At 52.6% G+C, this 17,079-nt stretch carries 15 protein-coding genes and 4 tRNA genes; 17 read left to right on the top strand and 2 right to left on the bottom strand.

What is annotated here, in order from left to right; genetic code table 11:
- The first annotated feature begins 109 nt into the window (after positions 1–109).
- Both QOS10_RS07275 and QOS10_RS07270 read left to right on the top strand, forming a co-directional pair.
- Entirely contained in the window at positions 110–685 is a 576-nt protein-coding gene (locus tag QOS10_RS07275) for a Panacea domain-containing protein (RefSeq protein ID WP_283594785.1), read from the top strand.
- 341 nt (positions 686–1,026) lie between these two features.
- Positions 1,027–3,294 (top strand): phospholipase D family protein, encoded by a 2,268-nt coding sequence (locus QOS10_RS07270; RefSeq protein WP_283594784.1) that lies wholly within the window; start codon positions 1,027–1,029, stop codon positions 3,292–3,294.
- 157 nt (positions 3,295–3,451) lie between these two features.
- Here QOS10_RS07270 and QOS10_RS07265 read toward each other — a convergent pair whose 3' ends face one another.
- A complete protein-coding gene (locus QOS10_RS07265; RefSeq protein WP_283594783.1) occupies positions 3,452–3,841 on the bottom strand; it encodes a ribonuclease HI family protein in 390 nt (129 codons plus the stop codon).
- A 36-nt stretch (positions 3,842–3,877) separates the two neighbouring features.
- On the opposite strand from QOS10_RS07265, the gene QOS10_RS07260 reads away from it, so the two are divergent.
- The 15 genes from QOS10_RS07260 to QOS10_RS07190 all read left to right on the top strand — a co-directional run bounded on the left by QOS10_RS07260 (position 3,878) and on the right by QOS10_RS07190 (position 16,397).
- Complete coding sequence (locus QOS10_RS07260) at positions 3,878–4,285, top strand: EbsA family protein (protein WP_283594781.1); 408 nt, start codon at positions 3,878–3,880, stop codon at positions 4,283–4,285.
- Entirely contained in the window at positions 4,281–4,721 is a 441-nt protein-coding gene (gene lspA / locus QOS10_RS07255; RefSeq protein ID WP_283594786.1) for a signal peptidase II, read from the top strand. Before QOS10_RS07260 ends, lspA begins: the two co-directional genes overlap by 5 nt.
- 3 nt (positions 4,722–4,724) lie before the next feature.
- Entirely contained in the window at positions 4,725–5,636 is a 912-nt protein-coding gene (locus QOS10_RS07250) for an RluA family pseudouridine synthase (RefSeq protein WP_283594780.1), read from the top strand.
- Positions 5,637–5,703: 67 nt separating this feature from the next.
- Complete coding sequence (locus QOS10_RS07245; RefSeq protein ID WP_283594779.1) at positions 5,704–6,786, top strand: carbamoyl phosphate synthase small subunit; 1,083 nt, start codon at positions 5,704–5,706, stop codon at positions 6,784–6,786.
- Positions 6,786–9,299 (top strand): ATP-binding protein, encoded by a 2,514-nt coding sequence (locus QOS10_RS07240; protein ID WP_283594778.1) that lies wholly within the window; start codon positions 6,786–6,788, stop codon positions 9,297–9,299. Before QOS10_RS07245 ends, QOS10_RS07240 begins: the two co-directional genes overlap by 1 nt.
- A gap of 61 nt (positions 9,300–9,360) precedes the next feature.
- Positions 9,361–9,975: a metallophosphoesterase gene (locus QOS10_RS07235; RefSeq protein ID WP_283594777.1), complete on the top strand. Its 615-nt coding sequence runs from the start codon at positions 9,361–9,363 to the stop codon at positions 9,973–9,975.
- Positions 9,939–10,202 carry a hypothetical protein gene (locus tag QOS10_RS07230; protein ID WP_283594776.1) on the top strand — a complete coding sequence of 88 codons (264 nt, stop codon included), beginning with the start codon at positions 9,939–9,941 and terminating at the stop codon, positions 10,200–10,202. The genes QOS10_RS07235 and QOS10_RS07230 overlap by 37 nt, the downstream gene beginning before the upstream one ends.
- A 54-nt stretch (positions 10,203–10,256) precedes the next feature.
- On the top strand, positions 10,257–11,312 hold the full coding sequence (locus QOS10_RS07225; RefSeq protein ID WP_283594775.1) for a hypothetical protein: 1,056 nt from the start codon (positions 10,257–10,259) through the stop codon (positions 11,310–11,312).
- Positions 11,313–11,460: 148 nt separating this feature from the next.
- Positions 11,461–11,532: transfer RNA gene (locus QOS10_RS07220), tRNA-Gly, on the top strand.
- 4 nt (positions 11,533–11,536) lie between these two features.
- Positions 11,537–11,608, top strand: a tRNA-Glu gene (locus tag QOS10_RS07215).
- 6 nt (positions 11,609–11,614) lie between these two features.
- Positions 11,615–11,687: transfer RNA gene (locus tag QOS10_RS07210), tRNA-Ala, on the top strand.
- 33 nt (positions 11,688–11,720) lie between these two features.
- A tRNA-His gene (locus QOS10_RS07205) sits at positions 11,721–11,795 on the top strand.
- Between the two features lie 112 nt (positions 11,796–11,907).
- Positions 11,908–13,023, top strand: coding sequence for an exonuclease SbcCD subunit D (locus tag QOS10_RS07200; RefSeq protein ID WP_283594774.1), 1,116 nt, complete (start codon positions 11,908–11,910; stop codon positions 13,021–13,023).
- Positions 13,024–13,026: 3 nt separating this feature from the next.
- Positions 13,027–16,131, top strand: a complete 3,105-nt coding sequence (locus tag QOS10_RS07195) for an AAA family ATPase (protein ID WP_283594772.1) — start codon at positions 13,027–13,029, stop codon at positions 16,129–16,131.
- A 119-nt stretch (positions 16,132–16,250) separates the two neighbouring features.
- Positions 16,251–16,397, top strand: coding sequence for a hypothetical protein (locus tag QOS10_RS07190; RefSeq protein WP_283594771.1), 147 nt, complete (start codon positions 16,251–16,253; stop codon positions 16,395–16,397).
- 191 nt (positions 16,398–16,588) lie between these two features.
- Here the strand turns inward: QOS10_RS07190 and QOS10_RS07185 are convergent.
- A partial coding sequence (locus QOS10_RS07185; protein WP_283594770.1) for an IS30 family transposase occupies positions 16,589–17,079 on the bottom strand: 491 nt, incomplete at its 5' end.

Below are 17,079 nucleotides of genomic sequence, written 5' to 3'. Positions count from 1 at the left end.
ATGCAAATTGTGGTTCAAGCACTCATCAGAAGGGTGTTTGCTCACAAGCCACGTCCTTTAGGGCGTGGTGGTTGACTGTAGAATTATTTAAACGAAGGAGGGGTTAGTAATGTATGATGTTTTTAAAATACTTAACTGGTTGCGTGTAAAAAATTATGAAGACATGCAAGATAACCCCAACGTTGAAGAGTTAACGCAAATGAAAGCCATGAAATTGCTTTACTATATTCAAGCGGCTAGCTTATCAATAACGGGACGTCGCATGTTTGACAATGATATCGTGGCTTGGAAATATGGCCCGGCTGTTGCAGTAATTCATGAAATGTATAAACATTGTCGAGGTATCGTAAATTCAAATTATCCAATTACCTCAGAAGACAAAACAGATTATGATGAACTACAAAATGATAAAGAAAGTTCAGATATTTTGGAAGGTGTTTATTCTGTATATGGTTATAAATCTGCTTATGATTTGATGAGGCAAACTCATACAGAAGATCCTTGGCTTAACACTGAACAGAGTCATGTTATTAGTGATGGTGCAATGAAAGAATTTTTTGATGGTTCATTTGATTCAAAGAAAAGTGATTCTGTAGATACGGATACACTTCATCGCCTTTTTGATGAAAATAAAGATGTGATGGACTGGTTAAAAAGATTGAAACACTCTTTCAGCGCTATCTGACGAAGACACATATTGAGATGCGGGGGAGAGATAACGAAATTTTACCGCAGCACAGGCAGGCAAAAAATTCCTTGACTATGATGGGGATGAGCCGGTCAAGGAGATGAAAAAGCTGCACAGCATTATGCGTTTTAAAACCATCCCGGCACAACGGATTGCTAATATCGGTAGGATTATCGACGCCTTCAATAAGCAATTTCCCACGGAAAGCATTGCTGAATGAGTATAACTTGTGATCAATACCGGGATAGCCATACTTTGGCTCAGCTGTAGTCTATCTTCTCATGATATAATTTATGAGGCAGTAATTACGCATTTAATCGAAATGGAGGAGCACGGGGATGCTAGATATCTTAGATTACACCAAGCAAACATTGGTGACCGACGCCGACTTTTGGAAGTTTGCGGATGAGCACATCCAAAAGCCAACCGAATTCAGAGGAGTATCATTCGTCTCGTCGATCAAGTTTATTGAGAAATACCTCCTGCCACGTTACCAGTCAGTGACCCTGATCCTCGGCCTGAGCGATAACGGAACTGCTTCGATTGGCCAACGAATGGCACAGCTGACAGACCGTAATAAATTTGTGAAGTATGGTTATGAAAACCAGAAGAGTGAATTCACCAAACGTATTCTAGATGGGACACTAAAACTTTATTTCACCAAGCAGGAACTGATTCATACGAAACTGTACCTGCTGACTAATGATCATGACTATCTAGCTTTATCGGGTTCGATGAATCTTACTGAAGCAGCTTTACATCACAACGTCGAACAGCTGGCCGCCGATTATGGTAGCCGAGAGACTCAGCTCTATCAATGCCACCAGCAGATGTTTGCCGATAACTTCAACCGGGCCGCCACCTATCTGGATGCCAAGAAGATGGCAGGCTTCATCAAAGCTAAAAATGCAGAACAATTACAGATAAATGTCTATACCGATACTGCCGATATGCTGAAAAATAAGGACGATGGTCAGAAAGATGTTGTCGTTTTACCAGCTGAAGACGTTAAAAAGTATCGGGCTGACCATGAATCTGACGAAGAGATGAAGCAATTATCGGCACGCGAAAAACTAAGTGTCATTCAAACAGTCAAGCTCTTCGGAAATGCTGGATACAAGAAGCGCCAGCTGAATAATATTGGTCAAGACCTATATAAATTAACTCAGGTGGTCAAGCACGTTTCGAAAAATAACACCACTGCCGGAAAAATTGAGCATGAGGAAGACCTCTATCCTAAGCCGGTGCTCTTCTATAATAATGGACAGCTGTTTGAGGCACCCCGGATTGGTGATAAGGTTAAGTCAACGGTAATAAAGTCTGATCTAACGGGTGCAGCCCTTAAAGAACAGCTTCAATTATTTAGTGATATTGCTCATGAATACGACAACTATAAAGAAGTCGGTGAGGGATGGCAGGCCTGCGACTTCATGTGCTTCCTGTTTGAGGCACCGTGGCTGTGGAAGATCCGGAATATGTATGAGATGTCACCAAGTGGCAAGTCACGGGAAGATGTTCCGCTGGGGGTTGCCCTGATCGGCCAGGGAAGAACTGGTAAGTCAACGCTGGGAAAGCGCTTTGCGGCCAAGCTGACTGGGAGCGGCAACTTCCTGGACGGCGGGGTGTTTGATCCCAAAAACTATGCGCTGGGGAAATCTAATATTAACATGACGATTACGAATGTATTGAATGACTACATGTACAGTGGACCGGTTAACCCAATGATGATCGACGATATTAGTCCTGACCTGACGACCCGGCCGTACTTTGATCGCTTTATTAAGGAGATCACTAATAATCGTAATCTGACCCAACCTCTGCCATCGTTTATCTTCACGATGAACCGTCGTGAGGGTGATAGCAAATCGCAGTTTTCGCTGAAGCCCGAGATCATGCGACGGCTCTGGTACCTCAGCTTTGAATCGACGTTTGCAGGCGAGGAGAGTGAGCGGGAAAAGAAGCTCAACGACCTCCTGGGCCGGGCCAATGATAGGCTTTACCGCTACTGTCAGGTGGAATTAGCTAAGTTCTTCGATGACGTGTCACCGGCAACAGAGGAGCAGATCGAAAAGGACTTTCTGTACCCGATCAAACATGTATTGAAGCAGGCGATGGAGCAGTTTGAGATGTTCGACCAGGTAAAAGATTACTTTAAGGAGAATTATGACTACTCCCTGTTCGTCGGCCGCAACGACTGGACAATGCTGATTAACCAGGCGGAGATCGGCACGGACATCATGTTTGTTAAACAGGATGGTCGCTTGAAGGCCCAAATTAATAAGCAGCTGTTCAACAAGGTTTCGGATAACACGGCCCGGAACAGCGGCTCAATGCTGATGGACCGCTATTTTCAGTACCTACCCCGCAAGTACCGGATCAGCTATCAGCACACGAGCACTGGCTTCATCGTTGACGTAAAGAACTTCGACCACTGGCTGAATAGTGATACATTAGAGCAACGTTACAATGGTAGTGAGGTCGCCCGCAATGCCCGTAAGGTTGACACCGAAGCCCGGATGAGCGAGGCAATTGCTAAGCTGACTGAAATGCAGGAGAAGCAAAACCAGCGGCATCACCTCTTTGGCTGGTTTCGCCGAAAAGACTAGTGCTTAAACCAAAATAAGGGGAGTACGATGAATAAATTTACCGTACTCCCCTTATATATGCGGACAGCTGATGAACATGGAGCGAAGATGATATAATACAATAAATTTTACCACCCAGATACTAATAACATTATTTTACGTATATATTAATGGACACCTATTCGAGCGACCGGAGCGCCTGGTTGGCCAGGTGATGGGCCCCATGGTTCTGCTGGTCCGGGATCCACTGGGTGATGACGGTTGTGAACTGGCTGATGAGCTGATTGAGCGTAGCCAGTTCCGCTTGGTAATGTTTTGTATAATTTTTCCCAATCGCGTCACTGAGGACCCGGCTGTCGGTGTAGAATAGGACCGTTTGCTGCGGGCCGAAGTGGTCCAATAAGTACTGGAAGCCGAACTGAGCAGCCGCGAACTCGCCGTGATGATTATCGGCGCGCTCTAAGGTGGCGGTCAGCTGGTACTGCTGGTGGTTATCAATGATCAGGGCGCCGAGACCGGTGGGACCTGGATTGCCCTTGCTGGCGGCATCGGTGTATAGTTTTAACATTAAGATTACCTCACTTTGAAAGGAAGACTCTGTTTTATGGAAGAAGAGACCCGTTATTTTTATCAGCCGGACCTAACCGGTACCATTATCAGCTGGTGCTGGACGTTCCTGCTATTTTTAATCGGTCTGATTATTTGGCTTGAGATTACCCATTTCCAGTGGATAACGGCCGTTTTCTTTGCAGCCTTTGCTATTTTAACATTTTTGGAGATCAAGCGGCGGACGGTGCTGATTACCCCGACCAAGCTGGTTTTCAGCCGACTGTTGCAACGCGACTACTTGATGATCCCGCTGGCTGATATTCGGCAGCCGCGGTTTACCAAACATACGGTAACAATGACCGTCAACGGTGAAGTCCTCAACTTCACCTTCAGCGAAAAGGCTATTAAACGTCTCAAACTGGCGCTCAGCAACCAGGCGGAGGGTGCAGATCGTGAGCATTAGTATCAGCCTAATCTTAGCAGTGGTCCTGGTGGTACTCGATCAACTTGTGAAGCACTGGGTGGCAACGTCGATTGCGCTCGGCACCAGCCACGTGGTTATCCCGGGAGTCCTGGCGCTAACTGACCTGCATAACGACGGGGCGGCTTGGAGCATGCTTCAGGGTCAGCAGTGGTTCTTCGCCATTATTTCGGTGGTGGCGATCGCCGTCATTGGCTACCTGATGTTCCGCTGGCGGCGGCAGTGGCCGCTGATGATCGGGCTGGCGCTGGTACTGGCCGGGACGCTCGGCAACTTCATTGATCGGCTGATGAATGGCTACGTGGTTGACATGTTCGAGCTGCTCTTTGTTAACTTTCCGGTGTTTAACGTGGCAGACTCGTGCCTGACGATTGGAGTGCTGATCCTAATTATTGCAATTTTACGGGAGGATGATTGATAGATGGATGAACCAGTACGACTGGTAATCACTGCGGCGCTGACGGGACGGATCGACAAGCAGCTTGGCCACCACTTCAAGCAGTTTTCGCGCTCGCAGATTCAGCGCTGGATCGAGGATGGCCACGTCAAGGTCAACGACCAGCCGGTCAAACCCAAGTACAAGCTGGCGGTGGGGGATGTAGTCACCATTGAACCGGAGAAGCCGAAGAAGATCGACCTGGTACCGGAGAATATTCCCCTCGACATTGTCTACGAGGATGATGACGTGATCGTTGTCAATAAACCCCAGGGGATGGTGGTTCATCCGGCGCCTGGGCACCCCGATCACACCCTGGTCAACGCCCTCCTGTACCATTCGCCGCTGTCAACCATCAACGGCGAGTTCCGGCCGGGCATTGTTCACCGGATCGATAAGGATACTTCGGGCCTGCTGATGGTGGCCAAGAATGACATGGCCCACCGTTCCCTGGCCGCCCAGCTCAAGGCCAAGACTAACGAGCGGGAGTACGTAGCCCTGGTGCACGGGGTGATCAAGGAGGACCGGGGGACCATTGACGCGCCGCTGGGCCGGTCGCCAAAGGATCGTAAGAAGCAGGCGGTGGTGGCTGACGGCCGCCACGCGGTGACCCACTTCAAGGTGCTCAAGCGTTACCAGCACTACACCCTGGTGTCCTGCCGCCTGGAGACGGGCCGGACCCATCAGATCCGGGTGCATATGAAGTACATCGGCCATCCCCTAGCTGGTGACCCGCTTTATGGTCCCCGGAAGACGCTGCCGGGGAATGGCCAATACCTGCACGCCCGGTTGCTGGGCTTCAAGCATCCCCGGACCGGCAAGCAACTGACGTTTACCGCCCCCTTGCCGTCCTACTTTCAGAAAATGCTAGACAAGCTTGATAAAATCGACAATTAAATTCTTGAAATTATGCCATGGTACGGCATAATAAGAGATGAGAATCCAATTAGGGGTGAGTGATAAAGTGACAGCACGATACCTAATATTTGAAGACGGAACGACATTTGCCGGGGAGGGATTCGGGGCCCCCGCGGTAACCTTTGGTGAAGTGGTTTTCAATACCAGCATGACCGGTTACCAGGAGATCATCACTAACCAGATCTACAACAACCAGATTGTGGTGTTTTCCCAGCCTAACATCGGCAGCTATGGTATTCAGCACAACATCTACGAAACGATTGTGCCGACGATCAAGGGGGTCATTGTGCGTTCACTGTCCAATGTCGGGGCGGATAATCCCCAGCAGCAGACGCTCGACCGCTACCTCAAGCAGATGAATATTCCGGGAATCACCAATATCGATACCCGGGCGGTCATCCACAAGCTGCGTGACGCCGGAAAGCCGTTGAAGGGGAGCATTGTGCCGGTCCCCGATGACCATGCCTTTGACCAGCTACACGCCACAGTGCTGACCAATCAGCAGGTGGCCCAGGTGTCTACCCCCAAGCCATACCCGAACCCGGACGTGGGGATGAGTGTCGTAGTCGTGGACTTTGGCCTGAAAAACGGGGTTCTGCGAGAGCTCAGTCGGCGGAAGTGCAACGTCACGGTCCTGCCGTATACCGCTACTGCCGAAGAGATCCTGCGTTTGGATCCGGATGGGGTCGTTTTGTCCAGCGGTCCCGGCAATCCGAACAGCATTAAGCGCTCGGTTCTGGAAATGATCCAGCAGATCCAAACCAAGGTGCCGTTATTTGCGATCGGGCTCGGCCATGAGTTGTTTGCGATTGCCAACGGGGCGACGGTCCAGCGCAATCCGGTTGAACATCACGGGATGAATCACCCGCTCAAGGAGATTATCACCGACCACATCGTCTATGCCAACCAGGGCGGCGGTTACCGGATCGACCCGCAGACGGTCGACCGCTCGCAGCTCTTTATCACCTATGTCGATCTGATCGATAACAGTATTCAGGGACTGCGCCACCGGCATTACCCGGCTTTTTCAGTTCAATTCTTCCCGGATGGGGCCCCAGGTCCGGATGAAACGGATGGCCTGTTCGATGAATTCTTGGACATCATGAAGCGGAAGGAGGCGCGGCGTTAATGGCAAAGTCAGCAATCAAATCGGTTCTGGTGATCGGCGCGGGGGCCAATGACGTCCAGCACGGTGACGAGCTTGACGCGGCTACTTATCAGATCACGACGGCCTTCAAGAAGCTAGGGATCACAACCATTTTGGCCGATGATAACCCGTTTTCGGTTAGCCTGGAGAACCGGGCGGCGGTCGACCATGCCTGCATCGGTCCGCTGAACGTGGAGCACCTGGTTACGCTGATCGAGCACTACCACCCGCAGGCGATCCTGCCGACCGTGGGCAACCAGCATGCCTTTGAACTGACCCAGGAGCTTTTGGAAAAGGGAATCATCCAGAAGCTGGATATTAAGCTGCTGGGGGTTCCGGAAGCGACGATCCGTCAGGTGAACAACCCGGTCCTGCTCAGTCGGACCCTGCACAAGATGGACGCTCCCATGAAATCAGTCGTGACGGTCAGCAACTACCAGGATGCCCTAGAAGAAGCCCGCAAGCTGGGCTACCCGGTAATCATTCGCTCCGTCCTGCCAAAGAGCAATAGTACCCGGCGGATTGTCCATGACCAGCGGGAACTGGCATCGGCAGTCCAGAACTGCCTGAGTCAGTCCCGGGCCGAACAGGTGCTGGTTCAGCAGAGCCTGGCGGGGTACAAGGAAATCGAAGTGGTCGTGCAGCGGGATGCCTCGGGCACGATGATGATGCTCTCGATGATTGAGGACATGGATCCGATTGGGATTCACGCCGGGGACTCGGTGGCTTTTAATCCGCCGCAGACCCTTCTTGACCGGCAGATTCAGGATATGCGGGACACCGCCTTTGCGATTACGCGGAAACTGCGGATTGTCGGGACCAACCACGTTCAATTCGCCCTGAATGCGGAAGATGATAAGTTCTACGTCATCAAAAACAGTCCCTATTTTGACCGGATGACCTCCTTTGTTGAGCAGTCGACCGGGTACCCGATCGCCAAGGTTTGTGCCCAGCTTTACGCCGGCCAGCTCCTGCGTGACATTGACCTGGGTCCCAATTATGTTCAGCATGCGGCCCTGGTGGAGCCGACGATGGACTACATTGCTGCTCGGGTACCGGTGTGGGGCTTCGATGAGATCCCCGAGGCCAGCCGGCTGCTGGGAACGGAGAAGAAGTCGGTTGGGACCGTCTTCGGGGTTGGCCGGAGCACAATTGAAGCGCTCTTCAAGGCCATCGAATCCCGTTACCGCGAACCCGCCGACTTTCACCTGGCGGCCCAGAAGAAGCTCTCGGATGACGAGCTGATTGTCAAGCTGGTTCACCCCGAGGCGGGGCGGCTGTTCGTCTTGATCGAGGCGATGGACCGTGGTTATTCCGTCGACGAACTGGCGGAGATGACCAAGATCGACCCATTCTACTTCGATCAGATCAACAAGATGCGGCTTTTGATCCGGGAGGTTATCGATAACCCGAACAAGGAACCGGTCCTGATCAAGGCCAAGGGCTACGGTTTGAGCAACCAGCTGATTGCGCGGCTATGGAATACCACGCCGCACCGGATCTACCAGATGCTGGTCGACCACCAGATCACAACTAAGTATAAGGAGATTGAACCCTCGGCCGGCGAGTTTGATCAGCACACCAGCAGCTTCTACTCGGCCTTAGAAGACGAAAATGAAGGGACCAAGACGGCTCAGCCGAGTGCCATGGTGATTGGAACCGGCGGACTGCGGCTGGGCCTCAGTAATGCCGGGGACTACTTTGTCGCCTCCATGATGCGGCAATTGCATCGCGAGGGCTACCATACGGTGATTGTTGATACCAATCCTAGTTCGGTGGCCCTGGTTAGCGACCTGAGTGACAAACGTTACCTGGAACCGCCAACGCCGGAGAACATCCTTCAGCTCCTGAAGGTGGAACAGCCGCAACTGCTGTTTATTCCGGCCTCTTATACCCAGCTGCTGGCCAGTCTCACGCAGATGGAGCTCGACAGCCGGCTGATCATCCTGCCCGATGACCGGTTGCCGCAACTGGACAGCCGGGCAACCAAGCTGGTGGCTTTCAACTATATTTTTGAAGGGGAGTACGCCTACCCGCTGGGAACGACGACCAACCTGCTTTCTCCGGAACAGCTCAACTACCAGTCAACGGCCATCCGTTACCCAGCGGAAGTGCCGGACTACGAGTTCCAGTCGGTGAGCGACCAGGCCAGCAATGCAGTGATGGATCAGAATGCTCCCGGCCTCTACCAGGTCATCTTCGTCAAAGCCGGCAACGAATTTCATCAGGTCGGGGTCCAGCCCCTGCCGCTGCCCGAGGTGGCCTTCCTATCCAAGGTTTTGCAGGTCAACCTGCCAGGCGTCTTCACCCAGCTGCTGACGGGCTCGACGGCTAGCGAGACGGTGATCGATTCACTGAAGCAGGCCGCTGATCCCGGGGTAGTTACCTATCGGGCGACCTTCCCGTTCAAGGCGCTGCACGTGAAGAATGGGATACCAGCCGTAAACAAGATCATTGGGGCGCGAATGCAATTCTTGACGCGCCAACCAAAATAAGTAAACTAGGAAGCATTCCGGACACGGGATGCTTTCTTTGATTTTAGGGAGGAAACTTAGAATGGTACGAATTGCGATCAGCAGTGATAATCACCTCGATGTCAATCAAGTCGATCCGCGGGCGGCACTGGAAATGCAGGCCCAGTACCCGCTGGGTCGCGGTGTTCAATACTACTTTTACGCGGGTGACCTCTTTAATGACTTTACCCAGACCCGCCAATACATGGCCACGCTTCGGGAACGGCTTGCGGACCGGGTCCAGGTCTACTACATTGCCGGCAACCATGACCTTCTTCAGCACGCTCCTTATACGCTGACTGAAAATCTGGCGGATCCCGGTTACCTGCACCGCCACTATGTTGACCTGCCGGGGACAAACTGGCGGGTGATCGGCAATAATGGCTGGTATGACTATGGCTTTTCGGCTTACCGTGATGATCCGTCCGCGGTCCGCCAGTGGAAACGGGTGTACTGGCTGGATAGCGAGATTGACCAGCCAGGGGACGACCAAGAACGGATGGATACTGTTCTCCACCAGGTGGCGACCCAGCTGACCGCGGCCAGGGATGCCGGGAAACGGGTCCTCTTCCTGACCCACTTTGCCCCCGGCACGAACTACTGGCCCCACGTCCGGCGGCGGTGCGGACGCCCCGGCAGGAACGTTTCTACCAGATGATCAACGCAATGATGGGGAGTGACCGCCTGGCGGAGCTCCTCGAGGCGGCGGGCAATGTTAAGGATGTTTTCTATGGGCATCTTCATGGGATCCATCCGCCGCTGAAACACAATGGCGTCACTTACCTGAACCAGGCGGTAGGGGTCCGCAACAAACGAATCAACGAGTGGCAACGGGCCAACTTTGCCGCGCAATGGCAGGCCCGGCTGCGGATTCTGGATCTCTAACCGCCAATTGGCGTTATAATAAATGTATAAGCACTTTGGGGAGGAGTCTTTTCATTGAATAGGAAACAAACGGGAATTTTACTAGCAACGGGGCTGGCGGCCCTGACCTTAGCTGGCTGTAGCAATAACTCATCCAATCAGCAACGGCAGTCGACGAGTTCCTCTGCCAGTCTGATTGCCAAGAAGTCCAGTGTGAAGGTCAGTGCACAGGGGATGTCACCACAGCAATCAGTCAGCCTAGTCACGGCCTACGCTGGCAATCGCTACGGCGGAGCATGGGCACAGACTGCCAAGCAGGCGCGGCAATCAGGGCTTCAGGTCAACCTCTATCCGACTAGCCGTTACCAGCTCAGTGACAATGGCCAGGGGATGGCCTACGATGTTACCGCTGGCGGCCAAGCAAACGGGTTGGTGTACACGATTGATCAGAATGACGACGTGGTGATTTATCAAGGAGCCCAGCCGGGGAAGCGGACGAAAAAGCTGGTTACCATCAGCAAGCCGGCGATGGCGAAGTACGTCAATGCACATGGCCAGGGCGCCCTGGTCAATGACCTGGCTAAGAATGCCCAGGTGGTTGATAAGAGCGGCGGGGCGACCAGCAATGGCAATGCGAATGCTGCCAGCTATGATGACAATGCAACCGGCAAGTATGGCAACAAGGGGCCATTTGCGGTGCCCGCCGATATGCAGGGAACCTGGTACTCAGCTGACCACGACGATGAATCGACAGTTACCATTTCTGATCATGAGATGAACATTGATGGAGATACTGTCAAGCTCTACCACCAGGATTCCCAATATGCGCAGGATAACGACCAGCCAAGCGATGATCAGGTCAGTGCAACGAAGGACTGGGGCCGGACCCAGTTCCTTCACGATGATGGTGGAACCTGGTTGAATATTCAGGGATGGTTCCAAGGTGCCGGTGACGGGACCTCGTACATGGTCAAGACGGAAAATATCGATGGGAAACCGGTCAAGGTCCTAGTTGTCGGCGAAGGGGCCGAAAACTGGGTAACGGCGGTTTACTACCCGTCTAAGGCCATGGCCCAGCAACAGGCGGACCAGAAGTACGATGATCTGCACTACCAGGATGACGATGACTAATCGGATTAAGAGGAGAGATTAGCCAACGACCTGGCGGCGATTATCCAGTGTTGGTGCGTCGTTAAAAGTTTATTTGAATTTTTTGCCAAAAGTCCTTGCCATTTAACGGAAATCTTGATATTATTATTTCTGTTGTCAAGGACGACATGCGGAAGTAGTTCAGTGGTAGAACATCACCTTGCCATGGTGGGGGTCGCGGGTTCGAATCCCGTCTTCCGCTTTATGACCCGTTAGTCAAGTGGTTAAGACACCAGCCTTTCACGCTGGTATCGTGGGTTCAAATCCCGCACGGGTCACTTTTTGGGGAATTAGCTCAGCTGGGAGAGCACCTGCTTTGCAAGCAGGAGGTCATCGGTTCGATTCCGTTATTCTCCATTGGCAATCTATTTGCCTGAACTGAATATGTTGGCGGTATTGGTGAAGTTTGGTTAACACACCGGTTTGTGGGTCCGGCACGCGTGGGTTCGAATCCCACATACCGCCCTCTGTAAAAACAGGGATAGACGTTTTGTCTATCCCTGTTTTTTTGTCCTAATTGGGGAATTTTGCCGTATCTATTATAATAGAAGTAAAAATGAGAAATGGAGGCATTGAGATGCGCTTTCTGCATACCGCCGATTGGCACGTCGGCAAGAATCTGAATGGTTTTGACCTGTTGGCCGACCAGCAAAATGTTTTTAAGCAAATTGAGGGGATCGCACAGGATAAGAAGGTAGATGCAGTGGTAATTGCCGGAGACCTCTACGACCGGAGCATCCCCAGCGAGGCTGCCGTTCACCAGCTCAATCAGGAACTGTACCAGCTGAACCTGGTCGATCACCTGCCAATCCTGGCGATCAGCGGGAACCATGATTCGGCCACCCGGCTCGGGACCGGGGCCGACTGGTTTGCCCGGGAGTTCTTTTATCTGAACACGACTTTGGAAGAGGCCTTTCAACCGGTGACGATCGGGGATACGGAATTCTTCCTCCTGCCGTATTTCGGCATCCAGGCGGTCCGAAACTGCTTTGGGGATGACAAGATCCGTGACATTAATACCGCAATGGCGCGGATTGTTGCTGAGATGCAGAAGAACTTCAACCCTGATAAGCACCATGTCTTGATGGCCCACTTCTTTGCAGCGGGCAGTGAGCGGACGGCAGACTCGGAGACCACCATCGAGGTCGGGGGCCTGAGCGCCGTGGCAACCACGACCCTGGCGCCGTTTGACTACGTTGCCCTGGGCCACCTCCACAACCGCAACGCCCTGCATGATGAGCGGGTCCGGTACAGCGGCTCGCCAATGAAGTTTTCGGTCTCCGAGGCCGACCAGGAGAAAGGAGTCTGGATTGTGGACACCGCTCCCTTCAAGGCAGAGTGGGTGCCGCTTAAGCCCGCCCATGACATTCATAAACTCAAGGGGTCGTTTGAGCAGCTGATTGCGGAAAGCTCCCAACAGCCCCAAGACGATTTCTACGATGTGGAGTTGACGGATCACGAGCGGATCCCGGATGTTCTCAACAAGCTCCGCGAACACTACCCGAAGATCATCAGTCTTCACCGGACCCATGAGGCGCGGCAGATTGCTGTTGATCATTCCCAGACCCGGCGAAAACAGTCGCCAACCGAACTGCTGGCGGACTTCTACCAGCAGACCATGGGGATTGATATGAACGCCCAGCAAGCCAAGTGGGCGGCCGACGCCTTGACCGCCATCAATAAGGAGGACTAAAAAATGCGACCGTTAAAAATTGAACTGCAAAATTTTGGCCCCTATGAGGACACCGTGGTTGACTTTGAGGAGTTTGATAAGCGTTCCTTGTTCCTGGTGTCCGGCAACACTGGCGCGGGAAAGACCACGATCTTTGATGCAATGTGTTACGCCCTTTTCGGCAAGACCACCAGTGAGCAGCGGTCGGCGACGGCCCTGCGCTCTGACTTTGCCGCTCCCGATAAGGAGACCAGGGTGACTTTCACTTTCCAGCACCAGGGACAGACCTATCGGATCATGCGGAAGCCGAAACAGACCCTGATCGGGCGGCGGGGGCGTCCAGTCGACCATAATCAGGCCGTGGAGCTGATTTATCCTCTTGAGAGCGACCAGCCACACGCGATTACCAAGATCAAGGAGGCCGATGCCTTCATCACCGATCTGCTCAACCTAACCCGTGACCAGTTCCGGCAGATCGTCTTGCTACCGCAGGGCAAGTTCCGCCAGTTCCTGGATTCGGACAGCAACACGAAGGAAGAGCTCCTTCGTGATCTGTTCAATACCACCATTTACGACCAGTGGGCCCAGCAGCTGAAAGAGCAATTGGCAAACCGCAAGCATGACCTCGCTGCCCAGGAGAATAAACTCCAGACGATTAAGGGGCGGGTCACCACTGTCGATGCCGAGCTTAGTAACGATGAATGGCTGGCGGCGGTTGAGAATCAGCTGAAAGCCCTGCATCAGGAGCTGACTAAGCTGAGCCAGCAGAAGGATGCTCAGCAGATGCAGGTCAACCAGATTACCAAGCAGCTGCATGATGAGCAGGATCTCCAGCACTGGATGAAGGAATTGACGGCCGCTAAGCAGCAGGCCAAACAGCTGGCTGCGCAGAAAGACCTGATGGCCGACCGGCAGGCCCAATTGGCGGACCTACAGTGGTTCCGAGAGCACCAGGTTGCCTTTCAACAGTGGCAGGATGGTGAGCAGCATGCGGCTGACCAGCAAAAACAGCTTACGAAGCTGACCGCTCAGCTGCAAAAGCTCAGTGGGCGTTTGCAGGATAGTGAGCAGGGCTATCAGAATTTGGCGGCCAAGCAGCCGGCAATGGAGAAGCTTCGCGACCAGGCTCACGAGCTGAGTAAAAAGCTGCCCCTGTTTGCAGAACTCAACCGGCTGTTGGCTCAGGTCAAGAAAGATCAACAAGGATTGACCACGGCTCAGCAACAGCGGGGCGCTCATCAGGAACAGCTGGCTGCCTTGAACCGGCAGATCACGGCGGTAACCAGCCAGCTGGCGGCACATGGTGACCTGGAAGCGACGCGACGGACCCTGGATCAGCAACAGCGCCACTACAATGACCTGCAACGAGCGCAGAAAGTGCTTCAGGACCTGCGTGCTGCTCAGCAGGATGCCAGCCGCCAGCAAGCCCAGCTGGCGGCTAAACTCAAGCAGCAGGCAACGATGGTTGAACAGCAGACTCAGCAGCTCGCTGACCTTAATGATGCCGACGCCCGCTACCAGATCGCCCGCTTAGCCACTAAGCTTAAGCCGGGATCGCCGTGTCCGGTCTGCGGAGCGCTTGACCACCCGCAGCCGGCACAGGTGGATGGTCAGGCGGTGATGGTGACGGACAAGGAGCTCCAAGCAGCCAGCGACCGGTTGCAAGCCAGTCGGGATACCCAGAGCCGTACGGCAGAGCGGGCCAAGCAGGTTCAGAGTCAGTTGGCCGACCTGCAGAACCAGGTTGCCGCTGCGCAGGTCCAACTTGCCCAGCTCCTGGATAGTGACGAGTTGCCAAATGATTGGGATGCCCAGATTACCCGGTACGGCCAACAGCTCCAGGCTGCGGTGAAGGACTTGCAAGATCAACAGCAGACGGCCGCTCAGGAGCGGCAGACCTTGGAGAAACTGCAGCAACAAGTGCCAACCCTTGAGGAGGCATTGAAAAAAGACGAGGCAGCTCTTCAGCAGGTCCAGCAGGAGTTGACGAAGGACCAGACGATTCTGCAAACGAAGCAGGCGGAGTTGCCGGAAGTGCTCGGGGATGAAGCTACCGTCAAGAAGCAAGTGGCCAACCTGCAGGAACGGTTCGCCCAATTCACTGATCAGTTGCAGGCGGCCGACAAGGAACGGCATGTCGCTGCTCAGCAACGGGCCGTCACGGAAAATAGCCTGGCAACGGTCAAGGATGACCATGCGACCCTGATAAAACAGCAGGCGGAGCGCCATGGACAGTTGAGCCGGGCCCTCAAAGATTACCGTACTGATCTGGCCTGGGATTTCTGGGATCAGACCCAGGAGCAGCTGCCCCAGCTGGCCAAACTGCAGACGGTGATTCGTGACTACCAGACCCAGGTCCATGATAACGAACAGCAGGTGCAGTGGCTGACCACTCAGATTGCCGATCGGCCCGCCCCTGATATTGAAAAGACCCAGGAGACCTTGCGTCAGGCTCAAGAAGCGTTGAGCAAATTGCAACAGGATGTGGCCCAGCATAATCTCCAACAGGATCAATTAACGCAGGGGCAGAAGGAGGTCATGCGCTTGCTTAAGGCTAACGGGCGGCAGGAGAAGGAGCTGACGGCCTTCCAGACCCTGACCGATGTGGTTACCGGGAATACGGAAAACCACCTCAGTCTGGAACGGTACGTCCTGCAGGCCTACTTCCAGGAGGTCCTGACGGCAGCCAATGTGCAGCTGGACCGGCTGACCAATGGCCGTTACCAGTTTGAACTCTCCAATGACCGCCATGGTGCCGGGGCCAAGTGGAGCGGCTTGGAGGTCAACGTTTACGACGATAATGCCGGGAAGACGCGGAGTGCCCGGACCCTTTCCGGCGGGGAGAGCTTCATGGCCTCACTGGCCCTGGCACTGGCCCTGTGTCAGATCATTCAGGAACAGAGCGGGGGAATTAGCATTGATGCCCTGTTCGTCGACGAGGGCTTCGGATCTTTGGACCAGACCGCCCTGGCCGATGCCCTGCGCGCCTTACAGGAACTTGAGGGCCACCGGATGATCGGAATTATCAGCCACGTGACCGAGCTGGAAGAGCAGATTCCGGACCAGTTGCGGGTAACCTCGGTTAATGGCCGGAGCAAAATTTCCTACCAGCATGACGTCCAGGCATAGGTTAAGGAAGGGGGTGACAATGACCAGAGAAGTGAGTCTGACGGAACTGATTAGCGAGTTGCTGCCGACAATTGATCCGGACAAGTTCATTGCAGAACTGTTGCGGGTCCGTTTCACGTTTGCGACGCCGGCCCCTTGACGTCTACTATGCCGGCCCCCGGAGTCTCCGGGTCGATGGTGTGACAATGATGGTTGATCTTCAGCCTAAGCAGGCGTTGATCATTCACTTCAATGGGCACCATGTGAATGTGCGGGTGCCATTATAAATAAAGTTTTGTAATCCTAGACAAAATAGCCTGCAATTGACATATTGCAATTAATTTATTGTCGAGCACAATTATAATGTTTTATAAATTATATTTACATTATAAAATTAATTGATTAGTGTAATCTTGTAAGTGAAATCGCTTACATACAATGAAAATGTTTGACCTAAATTTCAAGAATAAGTTAGCCACTAAGCTGAAATAAATAGCACTGACCAATTAATTATTGGTTGATGAGAACGTGACATCTCTTGATAGAATGCTTTACAGTAAACATCCATTGCAGAACGTCCATTAAATATGGCTCGTGGATAGTGATTCATCCAGTTATTGGTCGCTATAATCTGGGCACTACTATAATCATTAATAGCTTGGCCCTTAGTAATCTCCTTCCGGAGAAAACGATTATTGATTTCATTGGATCCGCGTTCCCAAGGAGAATATGGGTCAGTGTAAAAAACATGGTCATGAACTCGCGTTAACTCACTAAATTCAGAACCATTATCAGAAGTAATTGTTTTAAAAATGCGATAGTAAGCATTCTTGCCAAGCTTCTGACGCAACTCAACAAAAAAATGATTCACTGCATATGCAGTTTTACTGGTAATTTTTCTCGTAATATTAACCCGTGAAAAACGATCAGTCATTACTAGAACAACGCTATCCTTGCCATCTTTATGAC

Source organism: Limosilactobacillus galli, from assembly GCF_947381495.1.
In the GTDB taxonomy this organism is placed as follows: Bacteria; Bacillota; Bacilli; order Lactobacillales; family Lactobacillaceae; genus Limosilactobacillus; species Limosilactobacillus galli.
The sequence above is the reverse complement of the archived record's forward strand: the minus strand, read 5'-3'. Positions and strand labels throughout refer to the sequence as shown.

Bases quoted from the DNA above. Each gene is read 5' to 3' on its own strand.
- QOS10_RS07275 (WP_283594785.1), top strand. From the start codon at position 110: ATGTATGATGTTTTTAAAATACTTAACTGGTTGCGTGTAAAAAATTAT.
- QOS10_RS07270 (WP_283594784.1), top strand. From the start codon at position 1,027: ATGCTAGATATCTTAGATTACACCAAGCAAACATTGGTGACCGACGCC.
- QOS10_RS07265 (WP_283594783.1), bottom strand. From the start codon at position 3,841: ATGTTAAAACTATACACCGATGCCGCCAGCAAGGGCAATCCAGGTCCC.
- QOS10_RS07260 (WP_283594781.1), top strand. From the start codon at position 3,878: ATGGAAGAAGAGACCCGTTATTTTTATCAGCCGGACCTAACCGGTACC.
- QOS10_RS07250 (WP_283594780.1), top strand. From the start codon at position 4,725: ATGGATGAACCAGTACGACTGGTAATCACTGCGGCGCTGACGGGACGG.
- QOS10_RS07240 (WP_283594778.1), top strand. From the start codon at position 6,786: ATGGCAAAGTCAGCAATCAAATCGGTTCTGGTGATCGGCGCGGGGGCC.
- QOS10_RS07235 (WP_283594777.1), top strand. From the start codon at position 9,361: ATGGTACGAATTGCGATCAGCAGTGATAATCACCTCGATGTCAATCAA.
- QOS10_RS07200 (WP_283594774.1), top strand. From the start codon at position 11,908: ATGCGCTTTCTGCATACCGCCGATTGGCACGTCGGCAAGAATCTGAAT.
- QOS10_RS07195 (WP_283594772.1), top strand. From the start codon at position 13,027: ATGCGACCGTTAAAAATTGAACTGCAAAATTTTGGCCCCTATGAGGAC.